At 66.5% G+C, this 18,877-nt stretch carries 14 protein-coding genes; 3 read left to right on the plus strand and 11 right to left on the minus strand.

What is annotated here, in order from left to right; all coding sequences use genetic code 11:
- Nucleotides 1-59: 59 nt before the first annotated feature.
- From HKK74_RS41400 to HKK74_RS13635, 5 genes are all read right to left on the minus strand, one after another.
- Nucleotides 60-1,745, minus strand: coding sequence for a phosphatase PAP2 family protein (locus HKK74_RS41400; RefSeq protein WP_187243540.1), 1,686 nt, complete (start codon nucleotides 1,743-1,745; stop codon nucleotides 60-62).
- A 318-nt stretch (nucleotides 1,746-2,063) separates the two neighbouring features.
- A complete protein-coding gene (locus HKK74_RS13620) occupies nucleotides 2,064-2,888 on the minus strand; it encodes a dihydrofolate reductase family protein (protein ID WP_187243541.1) in 825 nt (274 codons plus the stop codon).
- A 63-nt stretch (nucleotides 2,889-2,951) separates the two neighbouring features.
- Nucleotides 2,952-3,710 carry a GTP cyclohydrolase I gene (gene folE / locus HKK74_RS13625; protein WP_222722221.1) on the minus strand — a complete coding sequence of 253 codons (759 nt, stop codon included), beginning with the start codon at nucleotides 3,708-3,710 and terminating at the stop codon, nucleotides 2,952-2,954.
- A complete protein-coding gene (locus tag HKK74_RS13630) occupies nucleotides 3,670-4,011 on the minus strand; it encodes a hypothetical protein (protein ID WP_187243543.1) in 342 nt (113 codons plus the stop codon). Before HKK74_RS13630 ends, folE begins: the two co-directional genes overlap by 41 nt.
- Before the next feature lie 12 nt (nucleotides 4,012-4,023).
- Nucleotides 4,024-8,079, minus strand: coding sequence for a Pls/PosA family non-ribosomal peptide synthetase (locus HKK74_RS13635; RefSeq protein WP_187243544.1), 4,056 nt, complete (start codon nucleotides 8,077-8,079; stop codon nucleotides 4,024-4,026).
- Between the two features lie 656 nt (nucleotides 8,080-8,735).
- On the opposite strand from HKK74_RS13635, the gene HKK74_RS13640 reads away from it, so the two are divergent.
- A complete protein-coding gene (locus HKK74_RS13640; protein ID WP_187243545.1) occupies nucleotides 8,736-9,398 on the plus strand; it encodes a BPL-N domain-containing protein in 663 nt (220 codons plus the stop codon).
- Nucleotides 9,399-9,563: 165 nt separating this feature from the next.
- On the opposite strand, the gene HKK74_RS13645 is transcribed toward HKK74_RS13640, so the two are convergent.
- The gene (locus HKK74_RS13645; protein ID WP_222722223.1) at nucleotides 9,564-11,132 is read right to left on the minus strand and encodes a multicopper oxidase family protein; all 1,569 of its coding nucleotides are present in this window, start codon (nucleotides 11,130-11,132) and stop codon (nucleotides 9,564-9,566) included.
- A gap of 261 nt (nucleotides 11,133-11,393) precedes the next feature.
- On the opposite strand from HKK74_RS13645, the gene HKK74_RS13650 reads away from it, so the two are divergent.
- Nucleotides 11,394-11,936, plus strand: a complete 543-nt coding sequence (locus HKK74_RS13650) for a hypothetical protein (RefSeq protein WP_187243546.1) — start codon at nucleotides 11,394-11,396, stop codon at nucleotides 11,934-11,936.
- A 188-nt stretch (nucleotides 11,937-12,124) separates the two neighbouring features.
- Here HKK74_RS13650 and HKK74_RS13655 read toward each other — a convergent pair whose 3' ends face one another.
- Complete coding sequence (locus HKK74_RS13655; protein ID WP_187243547.1) at nucleotides 12,125-12,529, minus strand: potassium-transporting ATPase subunit KdpA; 405 nt, start codon at nucleotides 12,527-12,529, stop codon at nucleotides 12,125-12,127.
- 127 nt (nucleotides 12,530-12,656) lie between these two features.
- On the opposite strand from HKK74_RS13655, the gene HKK74_RS13660 reads away from it, so the two are divergent.
- Nucleotides 12,657-13,391: a DUF4118 domain-containing protein gene (locus tag HKK74_RS13660; RefSeq protein WP_187243548.1), complete on the plus strand. Its 735-nt coding sequence runs from the start codon at nucleotides 12,657-12,659 to the stop codon at nucleotides 13,389-13,391.
- Nucleotides 13,392-13,575: 184 nt separating this feature from the next.
- On the opposite strand, the gene HKK74_RS13665 is transcribed toward HKK74_RS13660, so the two are convergent.
- The 4 genes from HKK74_RS13665 to HKK74_RS13680 form a co-directional block, all read right to left on the minus strand.
- Nucleotides 13,576-14,121 carry a DUF4396 domain-containing protein gene (locus HKK74_RS13665; protein WP_187243549.1) on the minus strand — a complete coding sequence of 182 codons (546 nt, stop codon included), beginning with the start codon at nucleotides 14,119-14,121 and terminating at the stop codon, nucleotides 13,576-13,578.
- A 291-nt stretch (nucleotides 14,122-14,412) separates the two neighbouring features.
- Entirely contained in the window at nucleotides 14,413-15,861 is a 1,449-nt protein-coding gene (locus tag HKK74_RS13670) for an MFS transporter (protein WP_187243550.1), read from the minus strand.
- Between the two features lie 162 nt (nucleotides 15,862-16,023).
- The gene (locus HKK74_RS13675) at nucleotides 16,024-16,308 is read right to left on the minus strand and encodes a hypothetical protein (RefSeq protein WP_187243551.1); all 285 of its coding nucleotides are present in this window, start codon (nucleotides 16,306-16,308) and stop codon (nucleotides 16,024-16,026) included.
- Nucleotides 16,305-18,877 (minus strand): ATP-binding protein (locus HKK74_RS13680; protein ID WP_187243552.1); only part of this gene is annotated, 2,573 nt, incomplete at its 5' end. The genes HKK74_RS13680 and HKK74_RS13675, both read right to left, overlap by 4 nt.

Here is an 18,877-nt window from a genome sequence, read left to right on the forward strand (position 1 = left end):
GCACCGCGAACAGCCCTGTCAGCGTTCCTCGTGTGGTGGCTCCTTGTGGCCGGCAGCGCTCAGCTCGTGTCGATCTTGTCGCCCTTCGGGTCGAGCACGTACCACTTGGCGCCGAAGGAGTTCAGGCCCTGTCCGGTGATGTCGCCGGGCTTGGTGTCGCTGATGAAGTAGTACAGCGGGTGGCCCTTGTAGGTGACCTGGGTGGTGTGGTCGGTCCTGGCGGTCGTGCCGAGCAGGGCAGGGGAAACGCCGCTGCCGGCCTTCGGCTTGCCCGTGGTGGTCAGCGGCGGCCAGGCTGTCGCGCACGCGCCGTAGCAGGTCGACTTGGTGCCCTTGTCCGCCTCGAACAGGTACAGCGTGCGCCCGTGGCCGTCGACGAGGATCTTGCCGAGCTTGGAGTCGCGGACCGCGACGGTGGCCGGGGCCTTCGCGGTCGGGGAACCCGGCTTGGCTGGGGCGAGCTTCAGTCGGCCGAGCGCGTAGCGTCCGACGCCGGTGCCGAATAGGTTGCCGGACTGGTGGTCCAGCCGGCTGTGCACGCCCCCCCAGATGCGGCTGAGTCCGGCTTCGGTCGCGGTGGCGCTGAAGCTGTTGTAGGTCTTGGCGTAAGGCTTGGTGCGAGCCTGGGTGCCGCCGGGCGCGGTGGGTGTGTTGAGGGTGAACGGATTGCGGTCGCCGTAGAAGCCGTCGAGTACCGTGGCGGCGGCCGTGCTGACCGCGCTGTGCATGCCCGGGTACGACGGGTCGGGCGGGGTCTCGACGAGCGGGGTCCATGCAGGGTCGGGTTTGACTTGCGGGTTGCCCGCGGCCTCGCGGATGGCGGTGATCGGCCGCCAGAGCCGGTAATGGTACTTGGCGCCGTACACGCCGATGACGGCATCGGCGATGGTGAGGTTGAGCAGGGCGAACATGTCCGCCGACTGGTCCACGTCGCTGTGGCGCGCGAGGGCGACCTGTTGGGCGATGTCGTACCAGTAGTTCTGAATGGGAGCGGACCAGAGCTTGGCGAGCTTGGTCTGTTCCGCCGTGCGCGTCGTGCTGTTGGCGGCGCCGATGGTCTTGACCTCGTTGATGGCGGCCGCGTATTCAGGGCTGCTCAGCGCCGGGGGCGCGGCGGGGCGGAACTGGTGGCCGGCATGGAGCACGAATGGTTTGACGTTGCCCCATTGGGTGAACTCAGGTGCCTTGAAAGCGGGCGGGGTCGGGCGGTAGTCGCCGGGTTTGCCGGTGGTGGTGTACGGCGGCGGGGTGACGTCCGCGCCATCGTGCGCGCGCAGGTCGAGAATGCCGCGGGCCGCTTGCGCACCGGCCTTGATGCCCTCCTGCTTGGCGCGGCCGGCGGGAATGGCGGCGAGGTCGGTGGTCAACTGCTGGTCCAGCTTGGCCTTCTGCGCCGGGTACAAGGCGGTGAGGGTGTCGTGCGCGGCCGCCGCGGCCGCGGCGGGGCGGGAGGCGTCCCGCGGTGCGGTGAGGCTGACGCCGTAGGTGGGGTGGGCGCGGCTGATCGCGTTGACCGCGTTATAGACGGCCGCGCTCATGATGGCGAAGTTGCGGGTGGGGTGGATGGTGGCCGGCTGTGCCTGCGGAGTCCGCACGATGTCGAGCAGGGTCCGGTTCCACTCGATCACCACGTTCCCCCGCGGCGGCTCCTCGACGACGTTCGCGGTCGCGAGCGGGGCGGCATGGGCGGGTGTTAAGGCGCCTTGGGCGCCGAGCGTCAAGACGGCCACCGCGAGCGCGATCACAGGCCGACGCTGAGTTCTCCGCGGTTCTGGAAGCGCGAATAATCTCATGGTCGCCCTCCTGTCAGATAGCGGGAGGAAAACTGTCAGTTAACTGGAGGAATGGCCGCTTCGACGTCTCCGCGCCAACCGGAGCCACACACGACTGCAGCCCACGTGCTCAAACCAGTCGGGATCGATCCTGCCCTGGACCAGTCGAGTCACCTAAGCCGTACCCCCACCGGCGTAGCCCAAACGATCAAGGAGCAATGCTTGATCCGGTCGAGCCGGAAGATGTCGTGACCGTCGTCACCGACAGCGAGACGGCTGCGCGTGCCGAAGCTATCCGCCGCCATGGTCTCCTCCCCGGTCGTGAGTGCGATGAAGCCGGTAGCGGAGGAACAGGTACGACGCGCGCCCCCGGACGCTGATCAGCTCGGCGGTCTCCCATCTACCGGGGAGCAGCTCCAGCCCGGCGACCAGGCCGGGGCGTGACGTACCTGCGCGGCCGGCGACCACCGGTGAGACGGTGAGGAACAGTTCATCCACCAGGTGGTCGCGGACCAGGTTTCCGAAGAGGCGCGGGCCGCCCTCGGTGAGCACCATGGTGTGCCCGCGAGCACGGATGACCCGGAGAACATCTGCCATCCGTAACGTCGGCCCTTCGCCCAGGGCGACCACGGTGCAGGCTGCCGTGGGGCGCTTATCGAGCAGCCGGGCTCCGGCCGTGGTGGTGGCGATGAGGGCACCGGCCCGCAGCCCAGGATGCCCGGTCGGCACATCCCCGCTGGCGGTGACCACGGCCAGCTCAGGACCGGCGGTACGCCCTCGGCGGCGTCGCAGGTCGGCGAAGTCGGCAGCCGCCGCCGGATAGACATGCTCAGGTGTCCACCGATGACCCGCAGTAGCCCGCAGGGTGCCGGCACCGATGAGTACGACATCGGCAAAGGCGCGCAGGAGCCCCATGACGAACCGATCCTCCGGTTCGCCGCCACTGATCGCCGAACCGGAGGACGGATCCTGCGAGCCGAGGGCGACCACCCCATCGAGTGAGGCAACGAAGTTGGCGTACAGGCACGACTCGGTGAAGCCCAGGTCCCCGCCGTAGGTCATGGCGAGGGTCGATGTCAGGCTCCCGCTGGGCAGCCCGGGTTCCTCGTGTAACAAGTTCAGGGACTCCGCCGCTGTCCGTTGAGCGGCGTGTCCGACGCTTTGTCCGGCCACGTCCGGTCAACCCCAGTGACTGCACAGCCCGAAGAACTCCGCCCGCAGTTGCGCATCGCCGTCATAGTTCCCGCGCCAGTAGCTGGTGCGGCTGCTGGACTCGATCTCCCGGACGCCGCGCATCTGCGTGCACAGGTGCACCGCCTCCAGGTGCACCGCCACCCCATGGGGGGCCAGTATGCGCTCCAGCGCGTCCGCGAGCTGCTGGCCGATGCGCTCCTGCACCGAGAACCGGCGCGCGTACAGTCGCACCAGCCTGGTCAACTTGGACAGACCCAGGATGTGCTCGTGCGCGATGTAGCCGACGTAGGCCTTGCCGAAGAACGGCAGGCTATGGTGCTCACACAGGGAAAAGAACGGGATCGGTCCCTCCACGACCTGGCTGATACGGCAATCTGGGCCTCCGCGGCACTCGGTCGGGAACGCGGTTACCAGCTTCTCGTCACCCTCGTACCCGCTGGTCGCATCGAAGATCGCGCGCAGGAAACGGCGCGGCGTGTCCACTGTGGACGGTGACCCGGCCGGTATGCCCATCGCAGTAAAGATCTCCTTCATGTAGCCCTCGAACCGCTGCCACTGTTCCGGAGCGATTCTTCTGGGACACACGGCCTCCCACTCTTCCGTAAGGTCCTCGAGGCCGTCACCGGCCAATCCAGCGACAGGCGGCGGCGTCGCCACGGGCTGCCTCTGATCGCTCACCTGCATCACCTCCTCACAACATCGATCAGCCGGACGCGCCGTCACTGCGCTCGCCACACTCAGCACGGCACTTGACGATGATTCGCTCAGCGCACGCAGGACACCGACGGTGGCACCGTGGACACCACCGGCACGCATCGCCGCAGGGGCGGCCCGCCTTGCGGCGCCCCGAACAGGCGCCCCCTGCTTCAACGGGCTCTCGCCTCCCCTTCCACACCACACTCACAGCCACCGTCGGGCTAGGGGCCAAGGTCCCACTTGGGCCTGTACGGTTTCCGCCATAAGGTCCAGCACCCAGCGCCCGACGCGCGCACCAGCGTGCGGTGGTGAACTCCCTTCGCCGTTTGTCCGCCGCCGTGTCGATCACGGCGAACGAGTCCTACTCGGTTGGTTGACATGGGATGCCGCGCCACCTGCTTCCTTCAGCGAGGGTCTCTCCCTTCATGGCCAGAGACAGCGCATCCAAGGAGGCGCGTGCTCCTACGACAGCGTCATAGAGCACGACGGACCGCGGGGCTATGGTCGCGCCGTCCTCGATGACGACCTGGGACATTTTCATCACCCGGTCCTCGAACAAGTGCGTCTGAAGTGACGTCCCGGGCCCGACTGCGACGTCGTCGCCGAGTCGCACCAAATCGAACTCGGTCAGGAAGGTGGTAGCGATCCAACAACGCTGGCCGACCCGAGCTCCGAACAGTCGTAGCAGCGGACCAAGCATGGGGGTGCCGCAAAGCCCGCGAAGCAGCGCCGGCACTGCCGCGGACTCGTAGAGCCCTGTCACCAGTTCAGTTCGGCGGACGAAGCGACTCCACAGCGGCTCGACGCGAGGGCGGTATCGGCCGACGATCGCCCATTTCAACGCCGCCACGACGAGGGTGACCGCCAGGCCGCCGAACAGGAGCGCGAGGGGCAGCACGGCGATCAGCCATGGCGCCGGCAATCGTTGTGCCGCGGTATCGGCCACCAGAAGCATGAGGAACAGGACGGTACCCACAATGCACGGGGGCAGGGTGATTCTGATGAACTCGATGGCGAGGCGCTCGACGACTCGCGCCCGGGAGGGGTGGTAGGTGACATCTTCGTCGAAGCGTTGACTCTCCTGCCGTCTTGGCAGGTAGATCGGCGGGGACCCGAGCCAGGACGTTCCCGCCTTGACTTCGCCGGGTGGCGGCACGGTGTGTACGCCTATCAGGGAGGAATCTCCCAGTCGGGAGCCGGTCGGGATCAGGGCGGCGTTGCCGACGAATGATCGCCTACCGATCTGGGTGCGGCCGAGCGCGAGGTGTCCGTTGCAGTAGACGGCGCTTCCGACGCTCGCCATGTCGGCAACGAAGCTCTCCGAGGTCAGTGTCAACAGGTCTGGGTCCAGATGCGCGGCCGTGGACACCTCGCATCGAGCGCCGATCTTGGCACCGAGGGAACGAAGCCACGGCACGGTGTAGAGCGTGGCGTAGAGGGTGTTCGTGGTGGCCAGGCTCACCCCGAGCAGCTTGTCCCAGGCCCACTTCCGCAGACCCAGCCAGGACCGCAAAGGGTGCACACCTGTCGGTGAGGACGGCATCACCAAGTGTTTTCCGATCCAGATCGTCATGCAGGTGGCCACCACATACAAGGGGGCTGAGACCGCGGCAGCGAGCAGCGCATCCCACGAGCTCAGACGGACGAGCACCAGCCAAGTGATCAGCACGGACGGAGCCGTGAGAAGGAATGGCAGGAGCTCGAAGATGGCCCAACCGGCGGCGAAGCCGGCGAGCTGGGGAGGTGACCAGTCGTCGGCGGGTTCCTCGCGTAGGCGTAGCGACTCCACGAGCGGGTCCGGGCTGGTCGCCCGGCGAGAGGGCGAGCCGGCCCAATGCTGTCCTGCCGGCACCATCTGGTCCTCGGCGGCAAGGGACTGCGTGGCGAGCGCCGCCGCCCTGCCCAGTTCCGAGCCGGGCATCATCACGGCGCCGGCGCCCACGAAGCAGTGGTCTCCCACGATGACGGGCCTGATGGTCAGCCAGCCGTCGGCCACCGCGGCGGCCTCCAGCCTCGCGCCGTAACCGATGCTCGCGCCCTGGCCGATGCGAATCAGTGGTGGTAGAGACAGGCCCGCGGTGGCGACCTGGCAGCGAGGGCCCACGCGTGCCCCGAGCATGCGCAGGTAGGCGGGTAGCAGCGGTGATCCACTGAGCGTGGAAACGGGCGACAAGGTCAGCAACTCTTGCAGCAACCACACGCGCAGATACGTGGTCCCCCACAGCGGGTAGCGGCCTGGCTTCAGGCCGCGCCCCAGGGTTTGGGCGGCGGCGATCGGGATGACCAGTCGGGCCAGCACGAAGGTGAGGGGGACGGTCGCGAGGAGGAAGCAGAACATGGTCACGGACAGGCGACCGTGATGCAATCCCAGCACGAGGGATGCCGGGACGCCGAAGATCAAGGCAAGCGTGTAGATGGTGCCCAACTGCGCGGCGCCGCAGCGCAGCACACGTCCGTTGCCATGCCGCCTAGGCGGCGGGCCACGCGACCCACGCGGGGCAGATGGGTCAGCGGTGTCGATCCTGTCCTGCTGATGCGCGGCAAGAGCCCGGACTGTGGGATGCGCGTACAGGTCAGCGATGGAGAGGTCCCTCGCGGCTGGGAGCTCGCGCAGACGCGAGGCCACTATGGCGGCCAGCAGCGAATGACCACCCAGCTCGAGAAAGAAGTCCGCCTCGACTGAGAGCATCTCTCTCGGCAGCGCCAGGGCTTCCGCCCAGATGGCCTGGAACTCCTCTTCGAGCGGTGTCGCCGACGGTACGGCGCCGGCTGCGGACCCGATGAAGCGTTGCCCCTTCGGCGGTGGGAGAGCCGAGCGGTCCACCTTCCCACTGGCCAGGGTCGGCAGCTCGTCGATGGGCTCCAGGAAGGCGGGGATCATGTATCCCGGCAGCCGCTCAGTGAGTCGCTGTCGTACACCGCGGAGCAGCGCATCGTCGTCCAGTGCGGTCGGCCGGCGGGTCAGGAAGAGAGCGATCTCGTCTCCCGACGCCGAGGCCACCAGGCTCGCGACGGCGTTACCGACGACATCGTCCTCAAGGGCGACGCTCTCGATTTCCTGCAGATCGACTCGGTGACCACGAAGTTTCACCTCGCTGTCGGCCCGGCCGAGGTACTCGATCTCGCCGTCGGGTAGCAGTCGGCCGAGGTCGCCGCTGCGGTACAGGCGCCCGGCCCCGCCGGCCCAAGGATCGTCGATGAAGCGTTCCGCAGTCGCCTTCGGGCGGTTGAGATAGCCGACGGCCACCCCTGTTCCGCCGATGCAGATCTCTCCAGGTTCTCCGTCGGGGACCGGACGAAGGTTGTCATCGAGAAGGCGGACGTGGCACATCGGCAGAGGCCGCCCGATCGTCACAGGCTTGTCGGGATGGAGCTCAGCACAGGTCGCGGTGACCGTTGTCTCGGTCGGCCCGTACGTGTTGAGCATCCTGCGTCCGCTGCGGCTCCAGCGCGTGACGAGCTCGGGCGGACACGGCTCCCCGCCAACGATCAACGTACGGATCCGCGGAAGGTCATGATCAAGCGTGGCCAGGACGGTGGGCACGCAGTACAGCACCGTCACGGCGTTGGCCTCAATGAAGTCCGCAAGGCCAGTCCCGATCCTGCTCGAGTCCGTAGGCCCGGCCACCAATGTGGCGCCGACGGCCCACGTCGGCCAAATCTCCTCGATGGAGAAGTCAAAAGCGATCGTCATGCCCTGGTACACGCGATCGGTGCCGACCATGCCGTACAGGTCCCGCACCACTGAGATGAAATTCGTGACGCTGGACTGACGGACCACCACACCCTTCGGCCGGCCCGTGGACCCGGACGTGTACATGACGTAGCAGATGGCATCGTCTGGATTCCATCGGTCCGCACGCCGCTTGATGAGGCCGTCGCGCATGTCCATTTGGAGCGAGTCGAGGTGAAGGACGGGGTGACCGGCGAGGTGGGAGACGGTCACGACCTCGGACGTGGACAGGACGAGCTCCGGCTCGGCATCCTTCGCGACGAAGTCGACCCGATCCGCGGGCCATCCGGGATCGAGAGGGACGAACGCCGCGCCGGCTTTAAGAACGGCCAGCAGACTCACGTACGTCTCCAGCGAACGATGGAGCAGGATCCCGACGCGAGCACCCGTGTCAACTCCACGGGAGATCAGCACGTTGGCCAAGGCGTTGGCGCGCTCGTTCAGTTCGCGGTACGTGAAACTGCGACCGCCGCACACCAACGCTGTCGCAAACGGCGTCGCCTCACAGCTGGACTCGAAGAAATAATGCAGAGATGAGGGAATCCGGGCCGCGGGCGAAGACACCTCGCGGATCCCGGAGGCTGAACCTCCCAAGATCCGGCCCTCCGCCGCAGTCGCTATCCGGTGCGGTCGGCGAATGTCTGCTTCGTTCCCGCGCTGGTCTGTGCGTAGATCCCGGTCCATGACCCCCCGTAGTCACATCTCCTGAGACTTCCGCATCTCAAGGGGCGCGCTCACCTCACGTTGTCAGTGACCTCATTTCAATCCAACCCACAGCGTGCGCGGCCGACGACCAAGGGAGCGCAAAATGACGCGAGGCACTCGGCCAGCCGTACAAGTGGCAGTGAGTCGGCGGCTGGTACGAACTCCGCGGCAGCCTCAAAGGCGGCGCAGAGGAGCAAGCCAGGTGAGTCGGTTCCGGGCCACCCGCAGGCCACCGTTCCTGCTGTGGGCCAAGTGCCCTCTGGGGTTTGACCACTGCCAAAGCCAAAGGTCAGGCCGGTACATTTGAGTGCAAGGGCACCGTATCCTCGTGCGCCTTGGCCACCGGCGCAGCCTCTGAGCCTGGCGCGGCTACATGGTGACGATAAGGACATCGAGTCCCGGGGCGAGGCCTCAATGAAAGGACCGGACAAGGGAAGAGCGTGGGAACCGACGAACTACTCTCGCGGCGCGCGCTGCTCCAGACAGCCGGAGCCGTGAGCATCCTTGCCGTCGGCGGATCCCTATTGGCCTCCCGCACATCGCGTAGTGACCCCGTGCCGTCGGGGGGCGCGGTCAATTCCCCGTCTCCGGTCGGATCCTCGTGCGCGTCACACGCACCTGGTACGCCGCGCCGAGTGGCACTTGTCTATCGCGGACCGGCCAGCCTTCCCGGATGCCCGGAGGCAGTTGCCGCCTTGCTGGCAAACCCCGCACTGTCCTTCGACGTTCACTACGTCGGTCCCAAGGAAGAGTTGAAGCTGACTCCCGCCACGCTGAGCATGGCAGCCATCTACGCGCAGCCGGGAGGCGGAGAGCTCAAGCGAGCCTACAGGCGGCTGCGGAAGCAGTCCCCACTGATCCAGGAGTACGTGCGTAGCGGGGGTCGTTACCTGGGTTTCTGCCTCGGAGGCTATCTGGCGGGAGCGACACCGGGGTTCAAGCTTCTGCCTGGCGACGCCGACCAGCACATCTCATCCCACGCGTCCACCGTTCGCACGGGAAGGGATACGACGGTCTCCGTGACCTGGCGGGGGCACCCACGCACGTTGTACTTCCAGGACGGCCCCTACTTCATACTCGACGAGAACGCACAGAACGCGGACGTCCTCGCCACCTACCCCAACGGCACGGTCGCCGCGTTGGTCGCTCCGTTCGGCCGTGGGGCTGTCGGCGTGGCCGGGCCCCACCCTGAAGCCACCGCCGAGTGGTATCAGGTTGAGGGACTGACAAACCCCGATGGGATTCGAGCGGATCTCGGTGTCGACCTGGTGCACACCTTGATGAGATGCGCTGGATAGCAGGTGGCGTTGCATGATGCGTCCCTCCAGGCTGCCTTCCAACGTCTACCAAGGTGGCGGCTGATCACAAGGCGACCACCCGACACCGCCCGGGAAATCATGCAGCCATCTGTGTGGTTCGGTCATCGCGTTTGGACGCGGGAGGGCCGCTCCCGGTTGCGGATCTCATGCACCGTGGTGGCCGTGGGAAGGTGATGTCTTGGGCGCGTCACCCCTGTCGGTGACGGTGAACTGGCCCATCATCCTTTGGTCCTCGTGATAGAGCAGATGGCAGTGGTACATGTACGGGACTGCCGGGTCGGTGTAGTCCTTGAACCGGACGGCGATGCGGACCGGGGCGTTCGGCGGGACGTAGACGGTATCCTTCCAACCGCTCAGCTCCGGCGTCGGGTCGGCACCACCCACCGACAGCACCTGGAACTGCACGTCGTGGACGTGAAAGTTATGGGGTGTGTTCCCGCAGTTGGTGATCTGCCAGATTTCGGTCGTGTCCTTGGCGACCGCGAAATCGATGCGGCTCATGTCCATGCGCCGGCCGTTGATGCGGTGGCCGCCCAACTCGAAGCTACGGGTGACCGCTCCCGCCGTCTCAAGATCAGGCCGCTCGGCCAGGACGCCCGGTAGGGCGGGCGAGGAACCGAGGACGTGACCGGCACACAGTTCAAGGATGTCGAGGGTGTCATCACCGCCGGTGAAACGACTGTTCCACAGGTCTGTGCCGAGGTCGGGCGGATAACTGCGCAGGGTGACCCGTTCGGTCGGCCGGAGCGTTACCACGATCTCGGCACGCTCGCCCGGCGAGAGCTGCACCCTGGTGGTGTGGAACGGTGCGGGCAGCAGGCCGCCGTCGGTGCCGACGAGGGCGAAGGGCCGATCATCGGAAAAGCCGAAGTCGTAGACCCGGGCGGTCGAGGCGTTGAGCAGCCGCAGCCGGGTCCGCTGGGTGGTGACCTCGTGGAACGGGGCGAGCGTGCCGTTGACGAGGATCGCATCGCCAAGGATCCCCGTGCCACCCATCATGGGCCGCTCCGCACTGAACTGATCGGTGTCGGTGAACTTCTTGTCCTGCACGATCACCGGCACGTCGTCCACCCCGTACCGGCTCGGCAGGCCGAGCGTGCCGGCTTTGGGGTCATCGACGATGAACAGGCCGGCCAGCCCCCGGTAGACGTGCAGCGCCGTACGCGCGTGCGGATGAGGGTGGTACCAGAGCGTGGCGGCCGGCTGGTCGATGGTCCACGTCGGCGACCAGGCCGCGCCCGGCTCGATCATCTGGTGCGGCCCCCCGTCCATCGCGGCGGGCAGGTGCATCCCGTGCCAGTGCATGGTGGTGGGTTCGCCCAGCTCGTTGCGGACGTTGACCAGGACCTTCTCCCCCCGCGCCGCGCGCAGCGTCGGCCCGAGGTAGTCGCCGTTGACCCCCCAGGTGACGGTCGCCCTGCCAGACCTGAACCGACGGCTGCCGACCGCGGCACGCAGGTCGTACACACGCCGGCCCGAACGGTCCCGCCGGGACGGGGCCAACGGTGGCACGGCCAGCCGGTTCACGAACCTGGTCTTTCCGGCCGTGTTGACATCCGCGGTGGCCCACAGCCCTCCGATCCCGCCCGTGGCAGCGGCGAGCCCCGCGGGAACAACGACGAGCGCCGCCTTGAGAAGTCCGCGACGGGTGAGCCGGCTCCGCGTCGACGATCCGGACATCGAACGGTCGGTCGGCGAGGCATCGAAGCCCATGACGCTGTCCCCACCCGGACACCGTCGCGATGACGCGGCGCGCGGGTCGAAACAGCAATGTTCACCTGGATTGGCATTTCCGGCTTAAATAGCCGGTAACTTTTTGAGATGGGAGCTGTCAGCGCCGCAATGAACACCGGGCTTTAAGGGAATAAGCCGCACATCGCTGTTGTACCGTGCAGGGGCAGACCGGTCGGCGCCCAATTTGCCTGGGCGGGCACCCGGTAGAAATGGTTGCAAAACGTGGAAAAGAGATCGCTCATGAGCGGCATCTGCCAGACGCGCCGCCTCGCATTGGCTACCGCTTTGGCTGCTTTCATCAGCGGCGGAGTGCTGCTGACCGGGCGGGCGGGCGCAGCTCTGCTCCCGCAGGGACCGGCTGTGTCCTACCTAGCGGTCAACAGGCCCTTAGATATTGACAATCAAGGCGAAGCTGCCGCAAAGGCCAAGGGGCGGAGCGTCGCCATCAACCAGAACAGCCCGACGAAGAACCTCGGCCTCCAGCACAACTCGTCGGTCAACTCCGGCGGACAGCACAATTTTCAAGCCGCTCATTGCAAGTTCTGCAAGATCCGCCAGAAGATCGTCATTAAGAAACATTTCTGGGGCTACAGTAACCTTCGCCGGGTTCGTGGAGGCCACAAGTGGCCCTCGGCCGGTCGCGCTTGGAGCGCCGCGAGGTCTTCCAGTTCCGCGTTCTCCGGTTGGTCACACGCGAAGCTCAGTTCAGAGATCACGCCGACCGACGTCACGCATTCCCGCGCTCCTACGCTCGGTTCGGACCGCGACAAGACTACGGATTAACCACCGGGCGAAGTTCGCTCGTACCGGCGCGGAGGCTCTCTCGGGCATCAGCCTCGGGCGGTTCGTCGTTCTCGGGCCCCGCGCGGCGCGATCCCGGAGAAGGACCCGCGCCTCCCGGCCCCTTGGCGGGACTGGGCGAGCACGCCTCCCGTCTCCCGCCTGTGGCACAACGCCCGTCCGGTGTTTCGCTACCCCAGTCCGTCGGCCAACGGACCGAGGGACAGAGCGGGCAGGACGTTGAGCAGCGCCAGGGTCAGCGCGGCACCGACCACAAGTGCCACGAAGTTGACTCCGTCAGTGCGCAGAGTGCCGGCCGTCACCGCTACTGGCCGCTGGCGGGCCAGCCGCCCGGACAGCACCAACACGAAGGCGATCGGCAGGTAGCGTCCGATGAACATCGCCGCCGACATGGTGAGGTTGTAGAAGGGTGTGTTCCCACTGAGCCCCGCCATGGCACTGCCGTTGCTCTGAACGTTGCTGGTGTAGGCGTAGAGAACCTCGGTGAGGCCATGCGCGCCCACATTGAGCATTGAGCAGGACAAAGCTCGCGATCGCCGCAATGGCAGGTACCGGGCGGCCGTCCCCGTGCTCATTCAGGGGCGCCGTCCGGGTGGCGGTGGCTCAGCACGAGAACACGACGTCCCGGTGGGTGAGACCAGGAGCGGGTACGGATAGAGCGTCGATACGGGCCGGCAGAACATGACGGGGGTGTGCGTGGTGATGCCTCGCTACCTGGGCAAGGACCGCATCGCGATCTTGGCCGCACTCGTGGCCCCGCTGGCCGTCTCGGCTGCGCTCGTTCCGTTTCGCTCGGATCTTCTGAACACCAACGTCGCGCTCGTCCTGGTCGTGATCGTCGTAGCGGTGGCCGCCAACGGCCCCCGTATCGCAGGCGCCCTCGCCGCGGTATCGGCCGCCGTATGGTTCGACTTTCTGTTCACCCAGCCCTACCAGCGGTTCACCGTCACCAAGTCCGCAGACCTCCAGACCGCGGGCCTGCTACTCGCTGCGGGCCTGGTGGTCTCGCAACTGGCCGCCCGTGCTCGGCGTCTGCAAGTGATAGCCATCACCGATGCCGGCTACCTGGCCCGAATCCACGACACCGCCGAGCTGACGCAGTCGGCGAAATCGACCGACGTGGTGATCGATCACGTCCGGGCGCAGCTCACCGACTTGCTCGGCCTGCGCGGGTGCCGCTTCGAGTACGGGAGCCTGGTCGGCTACCCACCACGTCTTGAGCAAGACGGCACCGTGGCCTGGCGCGGCAGACACTGGGATGTCGACCGGCGGGGCCTGCCGGACGAGGAGGTCGAACTGCGCATATTCAGCGGCGGCCGCTTCTACGGACGGTTCATGCTCAATCCCACCCCCGGCACCGTCCCACCCCTGCAGGCACGCCTCGTCGCAGTCACCCTCGCCGACCAAGTCGCCACCGCGCTCGACACCACCATCTGAAACCCGATCGGGCACAACCCCGGACTGGTATGCGACAAGCGACCGCGCTTGTCGGGCGGTTGTGACCGCAGGCTGGTGCGGGAGTTGGCCGGGCACAGTGTCTCCGGGTGGCTGCGTCGTTCTGGCCTGACCGCGCAGCGGTTCAGGCCAGAACCGTCCTGCCCGTGATTCGCGCGACCAATGGTCAGTGGTGGTATTGGTGCACCACCGCGTGGCCCTTGCCGCGGCCGATCAGCCATTTGTTGACGGGGGTGGTGACCAGGAACGCCACGGCGAAGGCGAAGGCCAGCGCGCCCCAGAACAGGCCGTCCGACAGGTGCGCCTCCATCGCCCCGGGCACCGCGAGCAGCACGCCGTTGTCGACGATCTCCATGACGGTGATGGAGAGGGTGTCGGCGGCCAGGGCAACGCCGATCGCCGCTTTGAGGCTCACCCCGGCTCTGGTGACGGCGTAGAGCGTCAGCGCGTAGCCGAAGAAGAAGGCCAGCGCGATGGCCAGAGCCATCGTCGGGACGGTGCCCCAGCCGAGGGCGGTGCCGATGACCATGCCGAGCACTTCACCGATGGCACAGCCGGTGAGGCAGTGCAGGGTTGCTTTGGCGGCCATGCCCCAGCCGACCGGCCCGTGACCGTGCTGATGTGCGCCTTGGGCGGGTATCTCGGCATCGTGGTGCTGGCGCGCCTCATGCTGCTGGTGCTGTTGGTGTCCGGCACGGATGTCGTCCTGCATGGGCGTCCCTCAAGGTTGGATGCGGGTCGGTCGCCCAGGCAACATATACCCGTAAGGGGTATGAGGCAAAATTTCCGCCTCTGCGCCCGTCACGCCCATTGCCTGATACATGCCCGGCTGGCACTCGAGGGGTTCCTTGGCTGGGCCCGCCTGGCCTTCCCTGAGGGCATTGCGGGTGGTGACGCGGAATGCGGCGAGTTGGTCGTGCGCTTGACTTCTCCTCTTCGTGACCTGCCGCTGCCGGCCGGAGGGGTCCGGCCGGCAGCGGCTTGGGTGATGGTGTTCGGCGGTTCAGTGGTTCACCGCGGACTGGGTCTCGGGGGAGGACGCTCCCCCGCCTTGCAGTGCGGGCTTGCGCAGGGTGGCGGCGGCGAGGACGGTGCCGGCGGTGGCGATGGCCGCCGCGCCGATGAAGGCGGCGGAGAAGCCGTCAGTCAGAGCCGTCAGGTCGCCCAGCTCCTCGGCGCCCTGGGAGGCGGCGATGGCGGTCATCGCGGCCAGGCCGAGTGCCGAGCCGATCTGATAGCTGGTGTTGACGATGCCGGAGGCCAGGCCGCCTTCCTCGGGGCGGGCGCTGGAGATGGCCATGCCCAGGGAGGGGATGAAAGCCAGTGACATGCCCACCGCGGCGACCAGCGAGGCGGGCAGCACGTCGATCCAGTAGCTGCCGCCCGGGCGGACGAAGGACAGCCACAGCATGCCCGCCGCCAGCGCCGCCATCCCGGACACGATCATCGTCTTGGGCCCGAAGCGGCTCATGAACCACGGTGCCGCCACGATCATCATCAACATGACCGCGCCGGTCATCGGCAGCAGCGCCGAGCCGGAGGCGAAGGCGCCCAGTCCGAGGACCTGCTGGAGATAGAGGTTGAGGAAGAACCACATCGGAATCCACGCGCCGGCCAGCAACAGCTGGGCCAGGTTGGCGCCGGCGAGGCTGGGTGTACGCAAGATGCTCAGGCGCATCAGCGGCTCGCGGCGCCGGGCCTGAACGGCGACGAACAGCCCGGTCAGCGCCAGTCCGGCGGCCAGGATCAGCCAGGTCTCGGCCGCTGCCCAGCCGACCTCGGGGGCACGGACGACGGCGTAGACGATGGCGCCGAGACCGGCGGTGGCGGTGAACGCGCCGGCGATGTCGATCGAACCGCGGCGGGCAGGGGCCGAGGGCATCAGGCGAGGGATCGCGATCAGCGTGATCACAGCGACCGGGATGTTGATGTAAAACACCCAGGGCCAGCTGGTGTATTGGGTGATGACACCACCAAGGAAGACCCCGGCGGTGCCGCCGGCCGGTGCGGCGGCGCCGTAGAGGGCGAACGCCTTCGTCAGCTCCTTGGGGTTGCTGCCGAAGAGCATCATCAACAAAGTCAGCGCGGACGGGGCGATCAGTGCGGAGCCCGCGCCCTGCACCGCCCGGCCGGCCAACTCCACCCAGATCTCGTTCGCGACACCGGCCATCAGTGAACCGGCGGCCAGGACGACCCAGCCGGCGCTGAACATCCGCCTCGCGCCGAACAGGTCCGACAGACGGCCGCCGAGCAGCAACAGGCCACCGAACGCGACAACGTAGGCATTGAAGACCCAGGACAGATCGCCCTGCGTGAAACCGAGATCGGCCTGCATCTCAGGCAGGGCCACGCCAATGATCGACGTATCCATGATCACCATGAACTGGGCCATGGCGATGAACGCGAGCGCGGTCCAGCGTCGCGGATCCACTGGTGCCGGTGTCCCTGACATCTCTATCACCTCATACACCTGGGGGGTATCTGAACGCCACGGACCATACCCCCTAGGGGTACATGAATGCAACAGCGGAGAACCCAGAAGGCCCGGAGATGATGGGTCACGGCAGCAACAAGACGACCAACCTCGCAGGGCCGCACACGACAAAAGGCCAGATCAGGGGCCTGCAGCGCATCGTGGACACAGACCCCGGCAACCGGTATCCGCGGCGCCGATACTGTCGCCCTGCAGGCGCTCCTGGGCGGCGCCCTGCCGGCCGCACGCCTCCACCCGGCGCTGGTGAACGCAGCCCCCGGGGTTGGTCGTCACCGTGCGCGGCAGCCGTTCGCCGTGATGAGCTTCACTGTCGCCGACGGCAAGATCACCGAGATCGACACAATCGCCGATCCCGAACGTGTCCGCAAGATCGCAGCGGCTGTCCTCACCGCTGGTGATGCTCAAGGCGCCGAGAGTCCCCCATCCGTGATCGAGTCGCCTTCGGAGCGGGAGTCTTCCGCAGTTGGGAGTGGATTTTCGGTGGCGGCCTCCGGATCCAGGAGGTCGCATGCGACTTCGAGCAACCGGTCCACATCGGCGGGTTTCTGCATGTACTCATTGGCGCCGTTGGCAATCACCTTCTCCCGCTCACCGGAGATGGCCTTCGCGGTAAGCGCGATGATCGGGAGATATGCGTAGCGGGGATTGCTACGGATGGCCCTCATGGCCTCGTAACCGTCCATCACGGGCATCATGATGTCCATCAGGACGAGCGACACATCGGGGTTTTGCTCCAGTACGTCGATCGCTTCCTTGCCGTTCATGGCGTGCAGCACCGGCATCCCCACCCGTGTCAGGACATGAGTGAGCGCGGTGACGATGCGGATGTCGTCGTCGACGATAAGGGCCCGGGTGCCTGACAGCGCTCGCGTCGCGTGTCCGGTCTTCTTCTCCTTCGGCGGTATCGCACGCCTCGACTGGTCGCCCTGCCTGCGGCGGGTGGCCAGGTCCATCGCGTCGCCGGCGTTCTCGGGGGCGGCGACGGACCGCGGTTCCGCGAGTACGGTCCCCATCGCAGTGACATGACCTGGTTTGGGCTCGCTCGGGTGAGCCTGGTCGGGGCAGACCACGGGGACGTACAGCGTGAAGGAGCTCCCCCGGCCCAGCTCGCTCTTGGCCACGATCTTGCCGCCGAGCAGGCCGGCGAGCTCGCGGCTGATGGAAAGACCCAGGCCCGTGCCGCCGTACTTGTGATCACTGGGGCCGTGCGCCTGCTCGAATGCCTCAAAGATCATAGACAGCTTTTCGGGTGGGATGCCGATGCCCGTGTCCTCGACGGTGAAGCCGATAACGTCCTCAACCCCGCGCAGTGACTCGTCCTCTATGTCCTTGGCCCGTTCCACGCGCAGCTTGACATGGCCTTCCGAAGTGAATTTGAACGCGTTGGACAGCAGGTTGCGAAGAATCTGCTGAAGCCGCTGCTCGTCGGAGTACAAGTCACGCGGCGCGTCCTCACACATATCGATCTCGAAATCGAGCCCGTGGTCGATGGCGATCGGACGGAGGGTGGCATTCACATAGTCGAGCAGCTTCTCCAACGGAAGGTACTTCGGTCGTAGATCCATCCGGCCGGCCTCGACCTTCGACAGGTCCAGGATATCGTTGATCAGCTGGAGCAGATCGGAGCCTGCTTGGTAAATATTGTTCGCGAACTGCACCTCCTCTTCGGCGAGGTTGTCGTCCGCGTTGTCGGACAGCAGCCGTGCATAGATGAGCAGTGAGCTCAGCGGGGAGCGCAGCTCATGCGACATGTTCGCCAGGAACTCCGACTTGTACTGCGAGGCGGAGGCCAGCAGGTCCGCCTTCTCCTCCAGCTGATCATTGGAGCGCTGCAGTTCGGCCTGCTGACGCTGTAGTTCGTCGGACCGCTCCTGGAGCTGCGTCGCAAGTCGCTGGGACTCACTGAGCAGCGCCTCGGTGCGGGAGTTGGCGATGATGGTGTTGATCGCGACACCGATGGTGTCGACGAACTGGTCGAAGAAGGCCAGGTGCACGTCGGAGAAGCGGGAGAACGAGGCCAGCTCGATGATGCCGAGGACCTTGCCCTCGAAGAGGATGGGGATGATGACTACGCTCGTCGGTGCGCCCTCTCCGAGCCCTGAGTTGATCTTGATGTAATCAGGTGGGGCCGCCTCTATGAGGATGCGCTTCTTCTCCAGAGCGGCCTGCTGTACCAAGCCGTGGCCCGGCATCCCGGAAGTATCGACGATCGCCCCCTGCGAGCCGTAACCGGCGATGTACGCGAGGCCCTTGCCTGAGCTGCGGTCGTCCTCCGTGTGAGCCATGAAGAAGGCGCCGTACTGTGCGTTGACCAGCGGGGTGAGTTCGCGCAGGACCAGGTCGGCGACTTCCATGAGATCGCGGTGGCCCTGCATCAGCCCGGCCAGGCGGGCGAGATTGGACTCCAGCCAGTCCTTGGCGCGGGTGGTCTCCCTGAGGTTGGAGACCATGAGATTGATGTTGTCCTTCAGTTCGGAGACCTCGCCTCGGGTCTCGACGGTGATCTGGCGTGACATGTCGCCCTGCGTCACGGCGGAGGTCACCTCGGCGATGGCACGGACCTGGGTGGTGAGGTTGGACGCCATGAAGTTGACGTTGTCGGTGAGGTCCTCCCACTCGCCCGACACCCCGCGGACCTCTGCCTGACCGCCGAGATTTCCTTCGGTACCGACCTCGCGGGCGACGCGGATGACCTCGTCGGCGAAGGCCGACAGCTGGTTGACCATGGTGTTGATGGTGGTCTTGAGTTCGAGGATCTCTCCTTGCGCGTCGACGTCGATCTTCTTGCCCAGATCGCCTTGGGCGACCGCCGTCGCGACCTGGGCGATGTTGCGGACCTGGGAGGTGAGGTTGTCGGCCATGAAGTTGACGTTGTCGGTGAGGTCCTTCCAGACACCCGACACCCCACGGACCTCTGCACGGCCGCCCAGCCGCCCTTCGGTGCCGACCTCACGGGCAACGCGGGTCACCTCAT

The organism is Actinomadura alba (genome assembly GCF_014323705.1).
GTDB lineage: Bacteria > Actinomycetota > Actinomycetes > Streptosporangiales > Streptosporangiaceae > Actinomadura_C > Actinomadura_C alba.

Bases quoted from the DNA above. Each gene is read 5' to 3' on its own strand.
- HKK74_RS13635 (WP_187243544.1), bottom strand. From the start codon at position 8,079: ATGGACCGGGATCTACGCACAGACCAGCGCGGGAACGAAGCAGACATT.
- HKK74_RS13645 (WP_222722223.1), bottom strand. From the start codon at position 11,132: ATGGGCTTCGATGCCTCGCCGACCGACCGTTCGATGTCCGGATCGTCG.
- HKK74_RS13650 (WP_187243546.1), top strand. From the start codon at position 11,394: ATGAGCGGCATCTGCCAGACGCGCCGCCTCGCATTGGCTACCGCTTTG.
- HKK74_RS13655 (WP_187243547.1), bottom strand. From the start codon at position 12,529: ATGAGCACGGGGACGGCCGCCCGGTACCTGCCATTGCGGCGATCGCGA.
- HKK74_RS13660 (WP_187243548.1), top strand. From the start codon at position 12,657: ATGCCTCGCTACCTGGGCAAGGACCGCATCGCGATCTTGGCCGCACTC.
- HKK74_RS13665 (WP_187243549.1), bottom strand. From the start codon at position 14,121: ATGCAGGACGACATCCGTGCCGGACACCAACAGCACCAGCAGCATGAG.
- HKK74_RS13670 (WP_187243550.1), bottom strand. From the start codon at position 15,861: ATGTCAGGGACACCGGCACCAGTGGATCCGCGACGCTGGACCGCGCTC.